Source organism: Thalassospira sp. GO-4 (assembly GCF_023588965.1).
GTDB lineage: Bacteria > Pseudomonadota > Alphaproteobacteria > Rhodospirillales > Thalassospiraceae > Thalassospira > Thalassospira povalilytica.
On record NZ_CP097807.1, the window covers coordinates 520,089 to 539,927 of the forward strand.

Here is a 19,839-nt window from a genome sequence, read left to right on the forward strand (position 1 = left end):
TTCTCAACACGCAAAGTCACCATTGCAGGTAAACTCAACTAGCACGATCGCACTGACCAGAAGCCCGATGGCAAGGCCGCTCAGGGCATAAAGCCAGATGCCAAGTGGGTGGCGCCGGAAAATCCATGGCAAAATGCCACCGGCAAGGCACAGCACCGGAAAGGCCAGAACGCTGTAAAACAGCAGTTCGGTAAGAAGATTGTTCTCAGACCCGGGCGCGTCAAACATCATTGGTGAAAACATCACCAATGGCATCGACATGACGGCACCAAGCACGGACAGGATGGTCAATCCGATCCGCAGACCTTTTTTGTGGGGCATTGCTCGTATCCATTTTTTTTTCGCTGTTGTCACAGTCTGCACAGCTTTGAGTTGTCTGCAAGTGATCGTCGAACTGTGAACTTTTCCACGATGTGCAAACGCGCCTTCTTTTCGGTTTGGGAAATCGCACCTATCTTGAATCCATAAATGCCCGAACCGCAATGGAACAACGGGTGTGATGGTGCTCAGGGAGGAACGCACATGAATACCGAAAGTGATGCACATGTGATTGAACGGCTGACGGGGCAGATCCTGCCGGCTTTGCCGATGTCTGCGACCAATGACCAGATGGTCGATCTTTCAAGTCTTTCCGGTCGGACTGTTGTTTATGCCTATCCCAGAACGGCCGAACCGGGCGTGCCGTCACCGGATGGCTGGGATGAAATTCCCGGTGCCAAGGGCTGCACGCCGCAATCCTGTTCGTTCCGCGATCATGCGGTCGAGTTGCGCGCGGTCGGTGTTGAAAATCTTTACGGGCTTTCGAGCCAGACAACGGATTATCAGAAAGAGGCAGCCGAACGGCTTCATCTGCCATTTGCGCTGTTGTCCGATGCCGATCACCGGTTTAAGGAAGCGATGGCAATGCCCGATTTCGAAGCAGGCGGCATGCGGCTTTTCAAGCGTCTGACCATGGTGATTGATGATGGCAAGATCACCCGGGTTTTCTATCCGGTCGATGATCCGGCCGCCGATGCCGAAAACGTCCTGAAATGGTGCGGTGAAAACCCGCGCTGATGAAATCCGGTGCCCGGGAACGAAGTTTTCAGATCGGCAAATTATCCGGTTTAAGCTGGCCCGAGATTGCGCTATTTCATAGGGCATGACAGAGCACACAAAAGAAACGACATTCATGGGCATCGAGCGATCCGTCACCGGGAAATGGTGGCGTGAGCGCGCAACGGATGAACGCCTGGCAACCACGATTTCGCAGCGCTTCGGGGTGCCGGAAATCGTGGGCCGGGTCATGGCAAATCGTGGCATCGGACTTGACGATGCCGAAAGTTTTCTGTCCCCGACATTGCGCGACCTGATGCCAGATCCATCGTCATTGCGAGACATGGACATGGCGGCATCACGCATCGCCGATGCCATCGAAAAGCGCGAGCAGATGGCGGTATTTGGTGATTATGACGTTGATGGTGCAACCAGTACCGCGCTTTTGAAACGTTTCTTCCGGGCGCTTGGCGCAGACGTTCCGGTACATATTCCCGACCGCATGACCGAAGGATACGGTCCCAACGCCCCGGCATTGCTGGAGCTGCAGCGCAAGGGTGCGAACCTTATCCTGACGGTCGATTGCGGGGTGACGGCCTATGGCCCGTTACAAGAGGCAAGGGATGCCGGGATAGAGGTCATTGTGGTTGACCATCACGCGGCCGAACCTGAATTGCCGCCCGCCGTCGCGGTGGTCAATCCGAACCGGCTTGATGATGAAAGCGGGCTTGGTCATCTGTGTGCAGCCGGTGTGGCGTTCCTGTTATGTGTGGCGATCCTGCGTGAATTGCGCAGTCGCGGCTGGCTTGAAAAGGCAGGGGTTCGGGCACCCGATTTGCGCAACTGGCTTGATCTGGTTGCGCTGGGAACCGTGTGTGATGTCGTGCCGTTGCGCGGGTTGAACCGGGCCTTTGTGACCCAGGGGCTCAAGGTCATGAAACATCGGTCCAATATCGGGATGACGTCACTTGCCGATATTGCCGGGGTCAATGAAACGCCAAGTGCCTATCATCTTGGTTATGTCCTGGGGCCGCGTGTGAATGCAGGCGGGCGTGTTGGCGAAAGTTTCCTTGGTACGACCTTGTTGTCGGGGGACAACCCGGCGCAGGCGCAAGATATCGCGCGCAAGCTTGACGAATATAACCGTGAACGCAAGGCGATCGAGGATATTGTCCTTGATCAGGCGATCAGCGCGGTGGAAGGCCGGTCAAAAGTCGGGTCCATGGTGCTGGTGGGCGGCGAGGACTGGCATCCCGGCGTGATCGGGATTGTGGCCAGCCGTCTCAAGGATCGCTATCACGTGCCGTCGCTGGTCATGGGGTTGGTGGATGGTGTGTATAAGGGATCGGGCCGATCTGTGCGCGGTATTGATCTTGGTGCGGCGATTATTGCTGCACGTCAGGCCGGGCTTCTGATTAACGGGGGCGGTCACGGCATGGCGGCGGGCTTTACGCTTGATCCGGAAAAGCAGGACGCGTTTGAATCCTTCCTTGAAGAACGGTTCGCGAAAATCATCGAAGAAAACGATATTCGTCCCACCATCACGGTGGACGGGGCCCTGCATGCCCATGGGGCGACGATTGAACTGATTGATGCGCTTGAAAAGCTTGACCCATTTGGTGCGGGCAATGCCGAGCCCAGATTTGCCTTTGTCGATTGTCGTGCGGTAAAGGCCGATGTGGTTGGCGCCGATCATGTGCGCTGTATTCTGACCGGTGCCAATGGCAAAGGACGGCTCAAGGCGATTGCGTTCAGATGCCTTGATAATGACATGGGTCAGACTTTGATCAAGCATGGCGGTCGGCCGTTGCATGTTCTGGGGCATTTGCGCCGCGATACATGGCAGGGCCGTGACGGCGTTCAGCTGATTATTGATGACGTGTCTTTGCCGGTCTGAAATCAGGTCCGAGTTCGGGCGGAGAACATCCGCAACGCGAAATCACCGGCGCGATGCCGGTGAATGCGTTCGCCTGTGATTATGGGCAACTGTCGGAATTTGTTGCCGAATCCCGACTCCGGTGGCGGGCGATGATGGTCGAAATTGCTTCTGCAAGGATGTAACCGGAATCAATCGGGTGTCGATTTTTTTCGATCTTTTCGACGATCTCGTCATGGGCCTTGAGGATATCGAGCGCGATCTGCGCACCATTGTCGATGCCCTCGGCCGCCAGAAAACCGCTGATCATTGCCATCAACATGTCCCGGTGAATGGTGTCAGGCGCAACAGACGATCCGGTGGGGTGGATATCGTCGGAAAGATCGGTTTTACCCTTTCCGGTTGCAATCCAGTTCAGATTGATGCCTTTTATCAGGGCCATTCGCGAAACGCCGACAAAGCGTGGCTCAGATTGTGCCTGGCACCAACGGTTCAATTGTTCGGGAATGACGCCTGCAATTTCGGCAGCATCCTTTTTGCGGTCAAACAGGTTTACAACTTGACGGATACGTTCCCCCATTTCCGCATCCAGGACCGGAAGAGGCGTGGGGTGATTATGCTTCGTCATGCTGGGCACTGCAAATTTTGTTAGAATGAACTGGCAGCCCCGCAACCCAGGGATATTTGGTATATCGAATTTTTTTAGTTGAATGACGAAATTTTTCGTTGTAAATCTTGCTCATGTTCAACTTTAACTGTTCCTGCGCCAACTGCCTTTGGATATACGATTCGACTTTTCGGGCGTGATCATGTGACTGGGTCATCCCGTGAATATTGGAATATGGTTATATCAGTATAACCTTAGGCTTCTGGTGCGTTTATGGTTTTGAACGGGTTTGTGAAGCCCCGATCTGACTGATGTTTTCGGTCTGATGTCGCGGTTTCCTTTCCGGGTCAGTTTCCTGTCCATATTGAGTCTAGATATGAATGCGTCCACTGACAATCCAGATGTATGGTGTTTCTGGCGCGCAAATTGTTTGCCTGCTGGTTTTGTTGTGGGCAAATTTATCAAACAAAAACAATATTTTCTGCGAAACTGTCCGCAACGCAACCTTTGGCGGAACATTATATCTTTGCGGTATAGTCTCTGTGTTCGTCGATGGTCGCTTGTCCGGCGATTTTTTTGTTTTTTGACTGTTCTGGTTTGGTTGGGAACACCGGCACAGGCATCGCCGCAAGAGCCGCTTCAATTTGCCGCGGCACGCAATGTCAAAGTTTATACCGAAGATTTCGCACCGTTTAATTATGTCACGCCAAAAGGACTGGCCGGGGCAGGGGCGGAAATCGTGCGTGCCATGGCGGTTCTGGTCGGATATCAGTCCGGGTTTGAAGTTCTTCCGTGGAAGCGGGCATTGCAAATCGTCAAGACCGAACCGGACACGGCGCTGTTTTCCATTGTCCGGACCCCCGAACGCGAAGACGAGTTCAAATGGGTCGGGCCGATCTTTATCACCCGCGGCTGGCTTTATCGCATGGCCGATAACAAAATCGATGTCAGCGACCTTTCCGATGCCAGAAAGGTCAGATCAATCGGTGTCCAGGCCGGCGGTGCGGCCGAACGCAGCCTGCGTGAAATGGGGTTTGAAAACCTTGAATCACTTTATACGCCCGGGAATGCTTTGCGCATGCTGTCCGAAGGGCGCATTGATCTGTGGGAAGCATCCGACATTGCCATGAATTTCCAGCGCGAGATGCTTGGTCTTGAAAAAGGGTCAGTGGTCCCGACGGTCGAGCTGGGGCAATATGATATGTATCTTGCCTTTTCCAAAAGCACACCCGATGCGACGCTCGAACCGTGGCGCAGGGCGCTTGAAATCGTGCAGGGCAGCGGTATGGCCGATGTCATTGCCCGGCAATACGGGCTTGGCGATCAGTCGGTCAATCTGACCGCACGCACCGCCCAATAAGTCCCGTCAAATGGGCCAGTAAACTGGCCGATAAGCAGTTGGCAAAACAGCCCGGCGAAAAGCACAAAACGTGTTTATCCGGGGCGCTGTGATGCAAAGGCTTGCTGTTCTGCGGTGATGGGATTATCCCAGATAACATCATGACAGAACACACAAAACAATCGCCCCACACTGCGCGTACCAGTCATTTCATTCTGGTGCTTGCGCCCATCCTTCTGGCTTTTTCATTAAGCCAGTTTTTCCGTTCGGCCCAGGCGCTTCTGGCCGAGCCATTGCGTGTAGAACTTGCCATTACGCCCGAACAGCTTGGTCTGGTATCGGGCAGTTTCCATTTTGCCTTTGCCCTGATGCAAATTCCGGTCGGCGTGATGCTGGACCGGTATGGTCCGCGTGTGACCAACGGGTTTCTGATGATGGCGACCGTGGTCGGGGTCATCATCTTTGCCAGCGCGCATAGTGTGCTTGGTCTGATGATCGGGCAGGCGATCATCGGGCTTGGCTGTTCGGCGGCATTTATGGCAGCACTGGTGCTGGCTGCGCGCTGGACCTCGCCGGAAAAATTTGCTGCGGCATCGGGACTTATTGTTTCATTCAGCCTGTTGGGGGTTCTGGCATCGGCAACGCCGCTTGCCGCCCTGGTCGAGACCCATGGATGGCGGACGGTCTATTACGGTCTGGCGGGGCTTAGCACGCTGGCCGTGATGCTTGATCTGTTATTTGTGCGCGATACACCGCCCGGTTATCAGGCTGACGATCAAAAAGGCGAAACCGTGTTTGAGGCCCTTAAGGGCATGGTTTCGGTCTGGAAGAATCGTCAGGTCTGGTTGTTGTCCGGGGTGGCGTTTTTCAGTTATCCGGCCATTCTGACCGTGCGCGGACTTTGGGGCGGACCATATTTGCATGATGTGTTCGGATTAAGTGCGGTGGAAGTCGGCAATATCCTGTTGCTGATGACGATTGGCATGATCCTTGGACCGCCGACCTATGGCCAGCTGTCGCGCAAGCTTCCGACAAAGACCCATGGTCTGATCGTGTTTGCCGTGCTGCTGGGGGCTGCGACGTGCCTGTTGCAGGCCTTTATCGGGCCGTGGGGCACGGGTATTGCCGCAGCACTGATGCTGCTGCACGGGTTCCTTGGATCAAGTGCGACGCTAAGTTATGCCGCATCCCGTCAGGCTGTGCCCGAACGGCAGATCGGGCGGGCGCTGACCACAGTCAATCTTGCGACCTTTGCCGGGTTGTTCGTGCTTCAGGGGCTTGCCGGTCTGATTATCGGGCAATTCGAAGACGGCGCGCCGGACGGTTATCGATGGATGTTTGTCTTCCTTGGAATCGGCCTTGGCGCGGCGGGGATCAGTTTCTGGTTCGGGGCAAAACGCAAAAAGAGCTGATTTGAAATTATTTTTCCATCCGTGCCGGTCTTGCAGGTGGGGACATATATCCTCATCTGCGAGAAGGATGGTTGAAATGAACCGTCAGGTTAAACAGTGAGGCCGGGTTTTTCCGGGATAGGGCGGTATATGGCCCTATTTTCGGTGGGGGATTAAAAAAAACGTCACAGGGGCGAAAAAGCCGCTTGACCTGACCCGACCCAATCGCTAAAAACCGGCCTCGTTAACGCGCTGCGTCCCCTTCGTCTAGAGGCCTAGGACACCGCCCTTTCACGGCGGCAACAGGGGTTCGAATCCCCTAGGGGACGCCACTCGTTAACAGACTGACTTCGATTGGTGCGTATGTGTCCCCTTCGTCTAGAGGCCTAGGACACCGCCCTTTCACGGCGGCAACAGGGGTTCGAATCCCCTAGGGGACGCCACCAACGAAACAGTCACGACATAAGCACTTTGTGCCTTGTGTCCCCTTCGTCTAGAGGCCTAGGACACCGCCCTTTCACGGCGGCAACAGGGGTTCGAATCCCCTAGGGGACGCCATTTTATAAAGATCAGTTCTTTATAAGCAGATGCTCGTCCGATATATCGGCGGGCATTTTTTGTTGCATGACCGGATTTTCAACCCGCTTTGCCGCAATCGTGAAGACGGCGATAACACCGCCATCCGGGTTATGTTCCAGCCAGATATGTTCATCATCTTCCCAGCACAAATCACGACACAGGGTCAATCCGACCCCCGATCCCAGTTCGCCTGATGTGCCTTCGGCCGAGTTGAAGGGGGCATTGTTGTTGGCAAAATCGGCAATCATCTGATCACTGACGCCAGCCCCGCGGTCAACAACCCGGATATGGATCTTGTTTCCGATGGCAGATGACGACACCGAGATCGTGCTGCGCGGATTGGAATATTTGATCGCATTGACAACAAGATTGCGGCAGATCATCTGTGCGTGCGGCGCGATGCCAAACCCGACAAGTTTTTGCGGGCTGTAGGCTACATTGATCGATTTGGTTTCCAGAAGCGGACGGGACACCTTTATCGTGGTTTCGATCAGATCGTCGATATCGATCTCGGTCTTTTCCGCCTTGCCGGCATCAAACAGGGTTCGCCCCCAGATCAGCAGATCATCAAGAAAACGAAGCGTTTCGGACGTGGATGAATGCAACTGGCGAATATTGCCAAGTGCCTGTGCCTGATTACCGGCAACCAGATCCTGCTGGGCCAAAAGCGACAAGCCTGCCAATCCCTGAAACGGGGTGCGAAGATCGTGGGCCAGAACCGTAAACAGGCGGTCCTTTGCCTTGGCCTCGGCGCGCAGGGATGTATTGAGCGCAATAATGATCATGGCGGTAAAGCCGACTGCGGTCAGCAAAAGGAACAGGATGATGTCAAGGAAGGCAAACATGTGAACGGTTGATGCGTTCATGAAATTGGCGATTTCCTGTTCGACCAGCCATGTATAGATCGCCCGAAAACAGTGAAAAATCCCGTGTGCCGCAAAGGTGATGGCAACAACCGATTCCGGGGCCGAACGTTGTCCTTTGCGTTGAAACCACAGAGCACGGAACGATCCGAATGACATGATCGCCAAAGCAACGGAAATGACGATGACGCGTGCGGCAATGTCGGGGGCCACTTCGCAATAATAGGTAAAAAGCAGTGCGACCGTACTGATGATGGCCACAGCGGCCAGAATGTTTGGTTTGCGTTTGGTGTAGAATTCAATGCCAAGCCAGTAAAGGGCATGGGATGCACCGATAAAGGTATTGGCAATGATGATGGACATCACATCGGGAATGGCCCCCCTGAATCCCAGAAGAACAAACCCGATGGCCGCACAGACACCACCGGCCGCCCAGAATACGGTGCCGGCACCTTGCCGCGATACCATCCACAGCGATGTCAGCGTGATGGCCTGAACAATTGCCGCCAGTGTGGCAATGAAGGCAAGGGTACGTATATCCAACTCAACGCCAAACAATTCAGACTCCCATCCGAACGAATGCGGGCCGCCTGCTGTGTCGGGTCTGGGTGGCCGCGATTAAATAATTCTAAGTCAAAGTTTCTTCTGTTTTGCATTTTGGGTGGTAATGGCCGCATTACAACAACCAGAGAAATCAATTACAGCTTAAATGATGCAATTGTTCAGAACGGGAACCGTTTTTGGACCGGTTTGCGTTTATGCAGCCGAAACCGCCGGGTCAGGCTTTCGCGCAATTGTTCGGCAGTGGGCCGGGGCAATTCGATGGCCTTGCGCGGGCGGGGGGCATCGGTCGGGGTGTCTTGCGGGGCAGCGGGATTGTCCGGTGATGGCTGTTCGGCAAACAGGTCAACCGGGTCGGCCTGGTCTGCGGCAAACAGGTCGGAAACCCCGACACCCAGAAGCCGGTATTTCGTGCCGTCGACTTCCTTTTTCAGTAAAGTCAGCGCCGCATCAAGAATGACATCCTCGCGGATGGTCGGATATGTCAGGCGCATGTTGCGGGTACGGGTTTTGAAATCGGCCGATTTCAGTTTCAACACCACCGTATGGCCGGCAATTTCCTTACGCGCAAGGTCGCTTGCCACGCGCGCGGTCAGGCGGGTGGCAATATCGGTAAGCTGTGCAAGATCGGCGATATCGTCATTGAATGTCGTTTCCGATGACAGGCTTTTGCGTTCGGTGCTTTGTTCAACCCGGCGATTGTCCTGCCCGCGCGAGAAATAATAGAACCGTTTGCCAATACTGCCATAACGCCCCTGAAGGGCATGGATATCAAGTTCCTGAAACTGTCCGATCCGGGTGATGCCATCAAGATGGAGCTTGCGTTCCATGGCCGGGCCGACCCCCCACATCATGCGCACGGGCTTGTCGGCAAGAAAATTCACAGCTTCCTGCGCCCCGATCATGGAAAAACCGAATGGCTTGTTCAGGTCCGATGCGATCTTTGCCAGAAACTTGTTATAGGACAGCCCGATCGAGACCGTGATGCCGGCTTCGTTGCGGATGGTGGATTGCAGTTCAATCAGGCATTCGGCCGCGGACTTGCCATGTGTTTCCTGTGCCGTGGTCAGATCCATGAAGGCTTCGTCAATCGAAAGCGGTTCGATATCGGGGGTAAGTGCGCGCATCATGTCGCGAATGCGATATCCTTCGCGTTGATATTTCTTCATATCAGGTGGCAGGAATATCCCGTCCGGGCACAATTCGCGCGCCTTGAAGGCGGGCATAGCCGAACGTACCCCGTATTTGCGCGCCACATAGCAACAGGTCGAAACAACCCCCCGATGTCCGCCGCCAATAATTACCGGCTGATCGGCCAGTTCGGGGCGGTCGCGCTTTTCGATCGAGGCATAAAACGCATCGCAATCAAGATGCCCGATCGACAGGTCTGGCAGTTCGCCATGGGCAATCGCGCGTTTGCATCCGCAAACCGGGCACGGCACATAGGAGCCCGCACCGCTTTTGGGCAGTGGCCGGTCAATATGCAGTCGCCATTTGTGATGGCAGTCGGGGCAAAGCGCGTACAACATGCCTATTTGTACTTCTTTTGTTCCTTGAATGCCAAGGGCCGAAATGCGCAAAGCCACCTCAAACCCCAAGGTTCCTGTCAGTAACTGTCAGGAGGCCAAACAAAAAGCCGGGAAATTCCCGGCTTGTTTGCGGTGCCTTGGAAAAGGCAGGATTACTTTTGCTTTTGGGCGGCCTTCTGGGCGCGTTTTGCGCGGCGCTGGCGGGCGATCATATTGTCGATATAGCGCCCCTGGAACAGGGTGATGCCCAGTGACTGACCGAATTTGATCGCAGTCGGCGTATCACAACGGCACAGGATAACGCGTTCGCGACCCGAGTTTTTAACAAGGGTATCCATTTCGCCGTATTTCTTGCGGATGACGTTGTCGGTCATTTCTTCGCGCCAGGCGACTTTGATGAAATCGGCCTTCAGGCTTTTGCGATCGACAAAGGACAGGGATTCCACCGTCAGGTTATCGATCAGAATGCGATAACCGCGCTTGTGGAAGTCATCACGCACACTGAGATAGGTCTCAAGGTTTGAAAACAGATCGACCTGATTAAGCTCGATAATCACGTTGCCGGGCCACTTGCGTCGAACCGTCTCGTCAAACTTGTCAAAATCCTTGGAGGTCAGGGTGCCAAGATTAAGATTGATCGAGAACGAGCTGGCATGCGTCTTGAACGTCCGTTTGCACAAATAATTGAGCATCCGTTTATCGAGCACTTCTGTCATGTGCTGAAACAGCCAGCGGTTCGATGCCAGATCGATATTGGGCATCAAGGCATTGCGCAAGTCGGCGATCGAGACAAAGAATTCGTCAAAGACCGGGTGCAGTTCCTTTGACCCGCCATGGGCAAAAACGCAAACCGGCTGTTGGCGGATATGTTCGGACAGATCGGCCGAATGGATTGTTTCTTCAAGCTGTGCGAGATTTTCCGCGTTGATCGGCTTAAGGGTTTCGTCCTTTTCGCGCTGCATCGCGGTGCGCATGTTGCTGCTTTGCTGCAACTTCTTTGCGCGCTCGTCGAGATGCTGGCACAGCAACAGGAATTCCTGGAATTCGGTATTGAGGTTGTACCAGGTGCAGAAACCGGTTTCTTCGCTTTCGTCCTGGGACAGGGGGTCGTCACGGAAAAGATAACGCAATGTATCGACAGCCGGTTCGACATCGGCAATCGATTTGTCTTTCCAGACGAAAATCAGATCATTGTTGGTCAGGACAAAAATACGTCCGACATACAGTTTGACGTAACTTTCAAAGGTATTGGTCGCGACGCGAATATGATAGTCGCGGCGATGGAACGGTTTCATGCGTGACAGGTGAATATGCACGGCACGGTGCCCGTATTTACGGGTTTCAAGCCGTTGGACATAATCCAGCAACAGGTATTCCTGAAGGGCCTGTTGGCCAAATTGCTGCGGTTCGATCACGCGCGACCCCTGAAAGAGAAACTGTTTTTATCGTTACGGGTTGGTTGCATACACCCAAGAACGAAGTTTGATCAAATCATAATGTTCTGAAGCACAGGTTAATGGGGCGAACCATCATTATTTATATGAATTATAGATATAAAAGAGCAAGGGCATGATGCACTGCCAAACGGATTTAATCGGCAAACGGGATCGATGCTTTTGCAAGGCCGGGCAACAGTGATTGCCGCTTTAACGAATTCTTGGCAAGCAGGAGGCAAAATCAATGTGATATGGGGAAATCATTGCCGGTTTTTCGCTGGTATTGGGCCAGATGTTGCCGCATGATTTCCAGGGACATGGTTTAGACAATAGGGGATTGGCGCCATGCAGGTATCCGCAAAGCGGACCGGGAACTGGCTGAAGATCGGCAAGGGGATTGCCGTGATCGGCATGGTTTCATGGGTGTCGGCCTGTGCGCCGCTGCTGGATCAGGACTTTTGGGACGAAGCGACGTCCTTTGCGGATGACAATTATACTGCCCTTGGCCTGCAGCAACTGGCGACGGGGGATTATGCATCTGCCGAAAAGCTGTTTGACGAAGCCTTGCGCAAAAATCCGCAAGACGGTCATGCGATGCTGTGGCGTTCGGTGCTTTATCAAAATACCAACCGCCCGGACCGTGCGCGTGATGGCTATGACACACTGATTGCCATGAACCCGCCGGGTACGGTTTTGATGTCAACCGCATCAGGCACACAGCCGCGCCCGTTGCGCGATGCCGCCGAATTCAACCTCAAACGGTTGCAACGCGGTCTTCCCGGATCGCTCAGCATCAATGATCAGATCGTTACCGGCCCGTCAGGGCTTGGCACAGGGGGCGGATCGGCGATGGCCGTGTCCCCGATGGCCGCCAATACCCAGCCGGTCATGACAAGTTCACCGACCCGCGCAATGGACATTCCGGCCGGTGCGGCACTGTCGGGTGGGGACGAGGCGATTGCAAAACGCTTTTCGATTTTGCGCAATCTGCAATCGACCGGCCTGATCACGCCCGAAGAATATTCTGCACGCCGTTCGGCGAATCTTGGTGCGTTACTGCCCATGAGCCAGCCCGCACCATCGGCATTCCTGAACAATCCGCCGCCCGATGGATCACAGGTCGAGCAACGCCTTAATCAGTTGAACCGTGCGCTTCAGATCGGGGCGATCACGGTGCAGGAACATGTGGCGGAACGCACCGCCATCCTTGATGCGTTGTTGCCCGCCCAACCGCGCCAGCGCGCCGTTCCGCCACCCGCCCCGCAGGGCCTGATGGATGCGGCGCGCCAGATCGCGCGGATCGAGGATCTGCAAGATATGAAACTGGTTACGCCGGACGAATTCAAACGTGAACGTGATGCGATCGAAGTGGCAATCGTCGAACCGGCCAAGGGCAATGTCGTGACCCTTAATTCCGGCGAACCGGTGCGCCGTGTTGCGACAGGCGAAAGTCGCCCGGTCCAGGCTGGCGAGGAAATGGCAAAGGCCGCCGCACCGGTTGCTGCGAGTGGCAGCAAGTCGGTGCATCTGGCATCCTATCGCATTGAAGGGCAGGCCGAACGCGGTTGGCAAATCCTGTCAGGCCGTTATGCACAGCTTGTACCGCTTCAGCATGGGGTGACCCGGGCCAGCATTCCGGGCAAGGGCACATTTTACCGTCTGATGGCAACGGGACTGAGTGACAGTGCGGCCAGCTCGCTTTGTGCGGAACTCAAACGTCGCGGGCAGTTCTGCGAAGTGAAGTAGTGCACATGGCATCACGGGCCAAATGCCCTATATACTGATCGAAATGACGCCGGTGGGGATGAACGTAACCACCGGCGTTGTTGTTTTTGGTCGACCTGTCGACGGGAAGGCACGGGCAAGATGATCTTTATCTTCAGTGATTTTGGTGTGAACGGTCCCTATAGCGGGACGATGCGTTCGGTCGTGATGCGCAATGCACCTGATTGTGCTGTTTGTGATCTGATGGTTGATGCGCCGGATCGTAACCCCAAGGCATCAAGTTATCTTCTGGCGGCCCTTCGTCGTGAATTTCGTCGCGGTGATGTGGTGCTGGGTGTTGTTGATCCGGGGGTGGGCAGTGCACGCAGGGGGATCGTTGTCACAGCAGACGGTGTGACATATGTCGGGCCCGATAACGGTCTGTTTGAAATGGTGATCCGCAAATCCGATGATGTTCAGCTGCGTTGTATCGACTGGCAGCCGGAAAACCTTTCGGCCAGTTTTCATGGCCGGGATCTTTTCGCACCGGTCGCGGCCTGTGTTGCCACCGGCCAGGAATTTGCCTGCCATGATCTGACCTTGGATCAGCGTTATGGTGATGCCATGGAATGGCCTGATGAGCTTGATGAAGTCATTTACATTGATACATACGGTAACCTCATGACCGGACTTCGCGCATGCGGACCGGATGATACGGTCGCTGTGAATGATCAGGCCGTTCCAATGGCGCGTACATTTTCGGACGTGCCGGTGGGCAAGCCTTTCTACTATGGCAATTCGATCGGTTTATGTGAAATTGCCGTCAATTGCGGGCGGGCAGACCGGCTGTTTGATGCGGAGATCGGAACAAAGGTTTGCGTCACACCGGCAAATTTGCGCAATCCCTGATTGGTTTGTGAAAATAAAATGCTATCTTTCAAGGATGTTACAGCATTGATCCGTATCGCACTGTCAACGGATGGACGGGGTCTTTTGAATGTCGATTGAGGTTAAATTCTGGGGAGTTCGCGGAAGCATTGCCTGTCCGTCGCCCGACCATGTGGTGTATGGCGGGAATACGAGCTGTCTGGAAATGCGGGTCGCGGGCAAGGTGCTGATCTTTGATGCCGGGACCGGCATTCGCAACCTTGGTAAGGACCTGATCCGGCGCAAGGTGACCGAAGCCACCATCTTTCTGACCCACACCCATTGGGATCATATCAACGGATTTCCGTTTTTCGTTCCGGCCTATAACCCGAAGGCGGCCTTTCATGTCATGGCCGGGCATTTGACCGACGAGGGCGGGGTTGAACGTGTGTTTTCCGCGCAAATGGCCAATCCGACATTTCCGGTGCCGCTTTCGGCGATGCAGTCAAAACTGACATTCGAGGATTTTACTGTCGGTGATGATCTTCATCCGGGCGAGGGGATTGTTATTCGCACCGCACCGCTGCGCCATCCCAATGGTGCAACCGCATTTCGGGTCGAACATGGCGGACAGGCGGTTTGCTATGTCACCGATACCGAACATGAACCGGGAAAGCCTGATGAAATTATTCTCGATTTCATCCGGGATGCGGATTTGGTGATTTATGACAGCACCTACACCGACGAAGAATTCCCGCAAAAAATCGGGTGGGGGCATTCCACCTGGCAGGAAGGCATTCGTCTTTGTCGTGCCGCCAACGCGAAACGGCTGGCGCTGTTCCATCATGATCCGGACCATAATGACGCCGCGATGACCGCCATTGAACAACAGGCGAAATCAAGCTGGTCCGGCGCCTTTGCTGCCCGTGACGAGATGGTGGTGGTGATCGAATAGGCTTGCTGGATGCTGCCCGCCTGGGACGTCAGATGTTTCCTTGAACTATCAAGTCACCCGTGGAGCAAGCTGATGCCAGGCAGATCAGAAAACCCGTGAATATTTCGGGAATACGCGGATTTCAATGCGGCGGTTTGCCTGACGGTTTTCTTCGATCGGGTTGCCGGCATCGTCATTGTTTGGCAGTTTGGGTTTGGTATCGCCATATGATATTGCCCGCATGCGTTTCTGGTCGGGGTCAACACCCAATGCCCCGAAAAAGCGGACAACGGCGATCGCACGGGCCGCCGCCAATTCCCAGTTCGATGGAAAGCGCGGGGAGCTTATCGGGCTGTCATCGGTATGGCCGGTGACTTCGATCTGAAAGCCGAGATAGCGGGGTTCTTTTAAAAGATCCGCAACGTCTTTGAGGAACAGGACAGCATCCTTGGTCAGATTGGCCGATCCCGGCTGAAAGAAGGCGCCGCTTCCCATTTCCATCAGAATGCCTTCGTCGTCGGTCGATACATTGACCGCACTGTCCATGGCCATATTGAACACAACGTCCTTGAGATCGGTTTCAAGAACCTGGGTCGGACGCACCACATCGCGTTTGCCGATCTGCTCGGCGATACCGGCCTGGACTTTTTCAAACACCGGCAATTCAACTTTGGAAAAGCTGACAAGCATGACAAAGAACGCCATCAAAAGAGTGATGGCATCGGCATAGGTGGCAAGCCAGTCTTCGTTGACTTCTTCTTCGACGGTGCGGGGGATACCCTTTCTGCGGCGGGCCATGGCAGATTTTCCTATTTCGCAGATTTGTCGATGTTGAAGTGAATGGCCGGATCAAGGAACGAATTCATGCGATCCTGAATGGCGCGCGGGCCTTTGCGATCGGCCAGCATGATCAGGCCTTCGGCAATCAGATAATTGCGAAACCGCATGATTTCTTCGCGCTGCTGAATTTTGCTGGCCGCGGGTAAAAAGAAAAATCGCGCAGCCACAATCCCGTAAAGCGTGGTGATCAACGCAATGGCAAGTCCGGCGCCAAGCGATGTCGGGTCATCGGCCATTTTATCAAGCATGATCACAAGCCCGACCAATGTGCCGATCATGCCAAATGCCGGGGCGGCGGCGGCCATGCTTTTCAGGATCGAGACCGGCACAAGATTGCGGCCAAAGGCATTATCAATGGCGTTGTGAAGCATTTCGGCGGTTTCATCACCGTTATAGCCGGTTATCACGACTTCCATCGCCCAGCCCAGAAACGGTTCGTCCTTGGCGACGCGTTCGGCTTCCTGTTCAAGGGCGTTGATGCCCTTTTTCTGAAGGAGGTATCCCCATTTGACAACCCGGCCGACTTCACCGGTCAGTTGCCCGCGGCCCATTTGCGGGGCACGGAAAATCTTGAAAATCAGTTTAAGCGCCAACAGAACATAGCGCGCCTCATAGGCAATAAAGGTCGCGGCCAGGGTGCCGCCAACCACCATCAGCGCGCTCGAAAGGCTGACAAATACAAGGTAGTTGTCGGTCGAAATAAAGATCGATCCGACAAAAAGACCAAGGCCAACCATTATGCCCAAAATCGTCGTAAACGACATTGTTCCCACAATCCCCCAAGCGTCGATCAGTCGACCTTTCGATCCGTCGAGCTGTCGTTTCCCCGACAACCAACCGTATCGGGGTAATGTCGCGATCCTGCCCGTAATTATAATTATTCTATAAGTTTTTACGTAAGAATAGGTCCATAAAAGCTTGAGTTCTGGTTAATTTCGAATTTAACAAAAGTCTAATGCGGTGCGTTGTGCCTTGGTTTCAATGGCTTGGCAGATCGAAAAAGGATCTAAAACAACGCAAAGACGGACCCGCGCGGTCCGGAACAGCCATGAACATTCATGAACCGTTGCGGTGGACATAGTTTGAAATCAGCCGGGCGATCGTTTTGTCTTTTTCAAAACCGGTGATCGCGGCATTGACCTTGTCGATCAGATTGCGACAGGGCGACAATCTGGAAAAGGCCATATACATCTTTTCGGATTTTATCGGCGTGTTTGAAATGGTGATGTCGGTGCCAAGGGACGCGCGCCGTTCGGATCGTTGAAGGGTATAAAGCCCCTGGACACCATAATTCGCCCGTTTTCGGGCGATCATGTCGATCATCTGGTCGGTTGTATTGACCCGCATCATCGTCAGATGTTGTTCGATGAACTGATCAAAATCAGCCCCCCAACTGTCGCCGCGTGTGGTAACGCCGACCTTGCCGACAAGATCATACCAGTCGCGGAAATCAAATGCCGCATCGGCCATGGTAAACATGACAATCGGGTCTTCGGCATAGGGCAGGGTATAAAGATAACGGGCTTCGCGTTCCGGCGTCTTATAGATCGCCACCAGAAGATCAATATCCCCGTCCGTCAGGTTCTTTACCGCCCGTATCCACGGGCCGACATTTCGGATTTCAACGCGAACCCCGATTTTGCGGGCTATCAGACGGATCAGATCAATCGACGCCCCGCGAAAGGTTTCATGTTCGGTATAGTTGAAGGGGGGATAATCAATGTGGCCGGAAACAATCAGCTGATGGCAGCTTTTGCGCAGCCGGTTATCCGACGCATACAGATCAGGCGCCCAAAGCAGCATGGTTGCCCATATCGCAATCAGCATGAACGAAAATCTGCGGGGCCGTCCCCGGTATGGTGTGCCAGATGCCGGAATGTTTTGCATAAATCTTCATTTTTGCCTGCAGGGGCCAAAATACAAGACTGGCGACAAAACAACCTGTGCGGGATGTTCTGTCGCCAGATGCATCACTATCGGAATGTACCCGTTTTGAAAGCGGATGTCTGGGTCAGGTGGCCCGAATGTCGGCAAGGAAACGGTCAACTTCGGAGCGCAAATCATCAGACAGGGACCCAAGTTCACGCGCGACATCAAGAACCTGATGAGCAGCGTGATCGGTATCGGCAACGGTGTTGCTGACCTGTTCAATATTGCTACTGACTTCCTGGGTGCCGACAGCGGCCTGTTCGACATTTCGCGCGATTTCGTCCGTGGCGTTGGCCTGTTCACCGACCGCGGTTGAAATGGTATGAGCCATTTCGGTGATGCGCGAAATCACATCCGATATATCGGCCATGGAACTGACTGTTTTGCCGGTTTCTTCCTGAATGGCGGTAATTTGATCGGCAATTTCGTTGGTGGCGCGGGCTGTCTGGTTGGCAAGGTTTTTGACCTCGGCTGCGACCACGGCAAAGCCTTTGCCGGCTTCGCCGGCCCGGGCGGCCTCGATCGTCGCATTCAGTGCCAGAAGGTTTGTCTGTCCGGCGATGTCGCTGATCAGGGCGACGATTTCGCCAATACGACCAGCAACTTCCGAAAGGCCCTGAACCGTTTCCGATGATTGTTCGGCTTCGCGTGATGCCTCCGCAGCAACCCGGGTGGAGGCATCTGCCTGTTCGCCAATTTTGGAAATGGAAGAAGACAGATGGTCGGCTGCATCGGCGACGGTGCGCACATTTACCGTGGCCTGTTCGGAGGCGGCGGCAACCGTGGTTGCACTTTTGCTGGCGCGGTCGGCGGTTTCAACCAGACCGTTGGCGGTGGTTTGCATTTTACCGGCCGAACTTGATACGGCACCGACAATCTTGGCAATGACGCCTTCGAAATTGCCGATATGCTGTTCAAGCTTTTTCATCCGTTCTTCACGCCGCTGGGAGGCGGCCTGTTGTTCGGCTTCCATCTGTTTTTTGGCAATGGCGTTGGTGCGGAATACCTCGACCGATTTGGCCATGCGCCCGATCTCGTCCCGACGCGACAGGGCGTTGATGTCAAAATCGGTATTGCCCTGGGCAAGTTCGGTCATGTCCCGGCCAAGATCGGAAAGCGGTGCGGTTACGATCCGGGTCAGCAATATGCGCATGCCAATAATGGTGGCGATGGCAATGGCCAGACCGCCAAGAACGATGCCGATCAGAATTTTGTTGGTTTTTTCCTGTTCGGCGGCAACCGAAAGACTTGAAGACAGAACGGCAATCACGTCGCCTTTCTGGGCATCCATCGCGCCATGGCAACTAAAACAAACCTCGCGGTCGGCCCCCTTGGTTTCACCAAGGACAATCGGCATCGACATGCGATAGGTGCCGTTTTCGGTATAGCGCCCGATCAGTTTGCCTGTTTCGATGGCTTCGATATCAATGTCGTCGCGCGGGGTTTTGATCGGCTTGTCGCCGTATTCTTCCATATATGCCTGTGTGGTTGGTCCCCAGGCCGACCAAAGTTCACCGGGATAATCCGCATTGCGGCTGTCAAACCAGTTATTGAAGACATGAATGCCGATATCATCGACATCATCGGGGCGGGCCGCCATGACATTAACGATCAGCGCATGCAATGAGGTCAGTTCATTTTCGCTGAGCTGACGCAACTTGCTGTCCATCGCGTTTTCTTCAACCACGGTCATCATCAAAAGCGCAATGACAACGGTTGACGTCACGCCAAATGCCGATGCCCACATAAAGCGTTTGCGTATGCCCATTGCATTGAAGGCAGACAGAATTTTCATGTTCATTCCCCGGTGCGATGACGGAAACAGACACCTTGTTCGGCCGGTTTCGCATTGTCCTGAATGGTTGGAACAATGCATGATCGTCAAAGTCCCGCCTTGATATGACTCAAGTCATCAATGATATCGGGACGGTTCGGGGGCAACTCGATGCGCAATGGGTGCGCGATTGATCCCCAAGCAGACTGCACAGGGCTTGTTTTGATGTGATGGAAAAGGCATAAGCAGGCCAATAAGTATCGCACCCAACCTACTGCAATGAACAGGACCGGCTGATGACGCTTTCCTATAGCGACACCCGCAAAAAGCTTGATCAGATCACCGCGGAAATGCTGGGTCTGATCCGTAAATACGATCTGGATGCCGCAAGCCCGTTTGACGTGATCGAAGTCGCACGCGCCAAGATTACCGATCAGAACGACTATATCCGTTTTCTTGAGCTGTCGCTCGAAGGGCGGATCTATGGCGAGTATGGCGATGCGCTGCAAAAGCAGATCGACGAAGAAGCCAAGATACATGCGGCAAAAACCGTAAACTGATACCCGTCGCGTTTG

18 protein-coding genes and 3 tRNA genes are annotated in these 19,839 nt (G+C 54.2%); 12 read left to right on the top strand and 9 right to left on the bottom strand.

Annotated features, from left to right (window positions below; translation table 11 throughout):
- Nucleotides 1-3 precede the first annotated feature (3 nt).
- Nucleotides 4-321, bottom strand: a complete 318-nt coding sequence (locus M9H61_RS02525; RefSeq protein ID WP_250283196.1) for a hypothetical protein — start codon at nt 319-321, stop codon at nt 4-6.
- A 201-nt stretch (nt 322-522) separates the two neighbouring features.
- On the opposite strand from M9H61_RS02525, the gene M9H61_RS02530 reads away from it, so the two are divergent.
- Nucleotides 523-1,056 carry a peroxiredoxin gene (locus tag M9H61_RS02530; protein ID WP_206927430.1) on the top strand — a complete coding sequence of 178 codons (534 nt, stop codon included), beginning with the start codon at nt 523-525 and terminating at the stop codon, nt 1,054-1,056.
- Nucleotides 1,057-1,141: 85 nt separating this feature from the next.
- Entirely contained in the window at nt 1,142-2,932 is a 1,791-nt protein-coding gene (gene recJ, locus M9H61_RS02535; protein ID WP_250283198.1) for a single-stranded-DNA-specific exonuclease RecJ, read from the top strand.
- Nucleotides 2,933-3,011: 79 nt separating this feature from the next.
- On the opposite strand, the gene M9H61_RS02540 is transcribed toward recJ, so the two are convergent.
- The gene (locus M9H61_RS02540) at nt 3,012-3,539 is read right to left on the bottom strand and encodes a hypothetical protein (RefSeq protein ID WP_250283200.1); all 528 of its coding nucleotides are present in this window, start codon (nt 3,537-3,539) and stop codon (nt 3,012-3,014) included.
- A gap of 359 nt (nt 3,540-3,898) precedes the next feature.
- Here M9H61_RS02540 and M9H61_RS02545 point away from each other — a divergent pair, with 359 nt between their 5' ends.
- The 6 genes from M9H61_RS02545 (at nt 3,899) to M9H61_RS02570 (ending at nt 6,806) form a co-directional block, all read left to right on the top strand.
- Nucleotides 3,899-4,105 (top strand): hypothetical protein, encoded by a 207-nt coding sequence (locus tag M9H61_RS02545; protein ID WP_170310141.1) that lies wholly within the window; start codon nt 3,899-3,901, stop codon nt 4,103-4,105.
- Complete coding sequence (locus tag M9H61_RS02550; protein ID WP_170310142.1) at nt 4,102-4,878, top strand: ABC transporter substrate-binding protein; 777 nt, start codon at nt 4,102-4,104, stop codon at nt 4,876-4,878. The genes M9H61_RS02545 and M9H61_RS02550 overlap by 4 nt, the downstream gene beginning before the upstream one ends.
- A 140-nt stretch (nt 4,879-5,018) precedes the next feature.
- Complete coding sequence (locus tag M9H61_RS02555; RefSeq protein WP_114112709.1) at nt 5,019-6,269, top strand: MFS transporter; 1,251 nt, start codon at nt 5,019-5,021, stop codon at nt 6,267-6,269.
- A 235-nt stretch (nt 6,270-6,504) separates the two neighbouring features.
- Nucleotides 6,505-6,580: transfer RNA gene (locus tag M9H61_RS02560), tRNA-Glu, on the top strand.
- Between the two features lie 35 nt (nt 6,581-6,615).
- Nucleotides 6,616-6,691: transfer RNA gene (locus tag M9H61_RS02565), tRNA-Glu, on the top strand.
- Nucleotides 6,692-6,730: 39 nt separating this feature from the next.
- A tRNA-Glu gene (locus M9H61_RS02570) sits at nt 6,731-6,806 on the top strand.
- Between the two features lie 11 nt (nt 6,807-6,817).
- Here the strand turns inward: M9H61_RS02570 and M9H61_RS02575 are convergent.
- The 3 genes from M9H61_RS02575 to M9H61_RS02585 form a co-directional block, all read right to left on the bottom strand.
- Nucleotides 6,818-8,233, bottom strand: coding sequence for a sensor histidine kinase KdpD (locus M9H61_RS02575; protein WP_250283202.1), 1,416 nt, complete (start codon nt 8,231-8,233; stop codon nt 6,818-6,820).
- Between the two features lie 179 nt (nt 8,234-8,412).
- A complete protein-coding gene (locus tag M9H61_RS02580; protein WP_250283204.1) occupies nt 8,413-9,780 on the bottom strand; it encodes a DNA polymerase IV in 1,368 nt (455 codons plus the stop codon).
- 152 nt (nt 9,781-9,932) lie between these two features.
- Nucleotides 9,933-11,195 carry an EAL domain-containing protein gene (locus M9H61_RS02585; protein ID WP_068519267.1) on the bottom strand — a complete coding sequence of 421 codons (1,263 nt, stop codon included), beginning with the start codon at nt 11,193-11,195 and terminating at the stop codon, nt 9,933-9,935.
- A gap of 366 nt (nt 11,196-11,561) precedes the next feature.
- Between M9H61_RS02585 and M9H61_RS02590 the strand changes: the two genes are divergently transcribed.
- The 3 genes from M9H61_RS02590 to M9H61_RS02600 all read left to right on the top strand — a co-directional run bounded on the left by M9H61_RS02590 (nt 11,562) and on the right by M9H61_RS02600 (nt 14,742).
- Nucleotides 11,562-12,962, top strand: a complete 1,401-nt coding sequence (locus M9H61_RS02590; RefSeq protein ID WP_250283206.1) for a tetratricopeptide repeat protein — start codon at nt 11,562-11,564, stop codon at nt 12,960-12,962.
- A 120-nt stretch (nt 12,963-13,082) separates the two neighbouring features.
- The gene (locus M9H61_RS02595; protein WP_250283208.1) at nt 13,083-13,829 is read left to right on the top strand and encodes an S-adenosyl-l-methionine hydroxide adenosyltransferase family protein; all 747 of its coding nucleotides are present in this window, start codon (nt 13,083-13,085) and stop codon (nt 13,827-13,829) included.
- 88 nt (nt 13,830-13,917) lie between these two features.
- Entirely contained in the window at nt 13,918-14,742 is an 825-nt protein-coding gene (locus M9H61_RS02600) for an MBL fold metallo-hydrolase (RefSeq protein WP_250283210.1), read from the top strand.
- Nucleotides 14,743-14,826: 84 nt separating this feature from the next.
- On the opposite strand, the gene M9H61_RS02605 is transcribed toward M9H61_RS02600, so the two are convergent.
- The 4 genes from M9H61_RS02605 to M9H61_RS02620 form a co-directional block, all read right to left on the bottom strand.
- Nucleotides 14,827-15,519, bottom strand: coding sequence for a flagellar motor protein MotB (locus M9H61_RS02605; protein WP_250283213.1), 693 nt, complete (start codon nt 15,517-15,519; stop codon nt 14,827-14,829).
- An 11-nt stretch (nt 15,520-15,530) separates the two neighbouring features.
- Complete coding sequence (locus M9H61_RS02610; protein ID WP_068519272.1) at nt 15,531-16,325, bottom strand: motility protein A; 795 nt, start codon at nt 16,323-16,325, stop codon at nt 15,531-15,533.
- Nucleotides 16,326-16,617: 292 nt separating this feature from the next.
- On the bottom strand, nt 16,618-17,388 hold the full coding sequence (locus M9H61_RS02615; RefSeq protein WP_250283215.1) for an ABC transporter substrate-binding protein: 771 nt from the start codon (nt 17,386-17,388) through the stop codon (nt 16,618-16,620).
- Nucleotides 17,389-17,572: 184 nt separating this feature from the next.
- Entirely contained in the window at nt 17,573-19,285 is a 1,713-nt protein-coding gene (locus M9H61_RS02620) for a methyl-accepting chemotaxis protein (protein WP_250283216.1), read from the bottom strand.
- A gap of 275 nt (nt 19,286-19,560) precedes the next feature.
- Between M9H61_RS02620 and M9H61_RS02625 the strand changes: the two genes are divergently transcribed.
- Entirely contained in the window at nt 19,561-19,824 is a 264-nt protein-coding gene (locus tag M9H61_RS02625; protein WP_250283218.1) for a hypothetical protein, read from the top strand.
- Nucleotides 19,825-19,839: the final 15 nt, after the last annotated feature.

What these genes read in the sequence shown, in the direction of transcription:
- M9H61_RS02530 (WP_206927430.1), top strand. Translation starts at nt 523, where the DNA reads ATGAATACCGAAAGTGATGCACATGTGATTGAACGGCTGACGGGGCAG.
- M9H61_RS02620 (WP_250283216.1), bottom strand. Translation starts at nt 19,285, where the DNA reads ATGAAAATTCTGTCTGCCTTCAATGCAATGGGCATACGCAAACGCTTT.
- M9H61_RS02625 (WP_250283218.1), top strand. Translation starts at nt 19,561, where the DNA reads ATGACGCTTTCCTATAGCGACACCCGCAAAAAGCTTGATCAGATCACC.
- M9H61_RS02595 (WP_250283208.1), top strand. Translation starts at nt 13,083, where the DNA reads ATGATCTTTATCTTCAGTGATTTTGGTGTGAACGGTCCCTATAGCGGG.
- M9H61_RS02605 (WP_250283213.1), bottom strand. Translation starts at nt 15,519, where the DNA reads ATGGCCCGCCGCAGAAAGGGTATCCCCCGCACCGTCGAAGAAGAAGTC.
- M9H61_RS02545 (WP_170310141.1), top strand. Translation starts at nt 3,899, where the DNA reads ATGCGTCCACTGACAATCCAGATGTATGGTGTTTCTGGCGCGCAAATT.
- M9H61_RS02600 (WP_250283210.1), top strand. Translation starts at nt 13,918, where the DNA reads ATGTCGATTGAGGTTAAATTCTGGGGAGTTCGCGGAAGCATTGCCTGT.
- M9H61_RS02555 (WP_114112709.1), top strand. Translation starts at nt 5,019, where the DNA reads ATGACAGAACACACAAAACAATCGCCCCACACTGCGCGTACCAGTCAT.
- M9H61_RS02610 (WP_068519272.1), bottom strand. Translation starts at nt 16,325, where the DNA reads ATGTCGTTTACGACGATTTTGGGCATAATGGTTGGCCTTGGTCTTTTT.
- M9H61_RS02615 (WP_250283215.1), bottom strand. Translation starts at nt 17,388, where the DNA reads ATGCTGATTGCGATATGGGCAACCATGCTGCTTTGGGCGCCTGATCTG.
- M9H61_RS02580 (WP_250283204.1), bottom strand. Translation starts at nt 9,780, where the DNA reads ATGTTGTACGCGCTTTGCCCCGACTGCCATCACAAATGGCGACTGCAT.
- M9H61_RS02590 (WP_250283206.1), top strand. Translation starts at nt 11,562, where the DNA reads ATGCAGGTATCCGCAAAGCGGACCGGGAACTGGCTGAAGATCGGCAAG.
- recJ (WP_250283198.1), top strand. Translation starts at nt 1,142, where the DNA reads ATGACAGAGCACACAAAAGAAACGACATTCATGGGCATCGAGCGATCC.
- M9H61_RS02540 (WP_250283200.1), bottom strand. Translation starts at nt 3,539, where the DNA reads ATGACGAAGCATAATCACCCCACGCCTCTTCCGGTCCTGGATGCGGAA.
- M9H61_RS02525 (WP_250283196.1), bottom strand. Translation starts at nt 321, where the DNA reads ATGCCCCACAAAAAAGGTCTGCGGATCGGATTGACCATCCTGTCCGTG.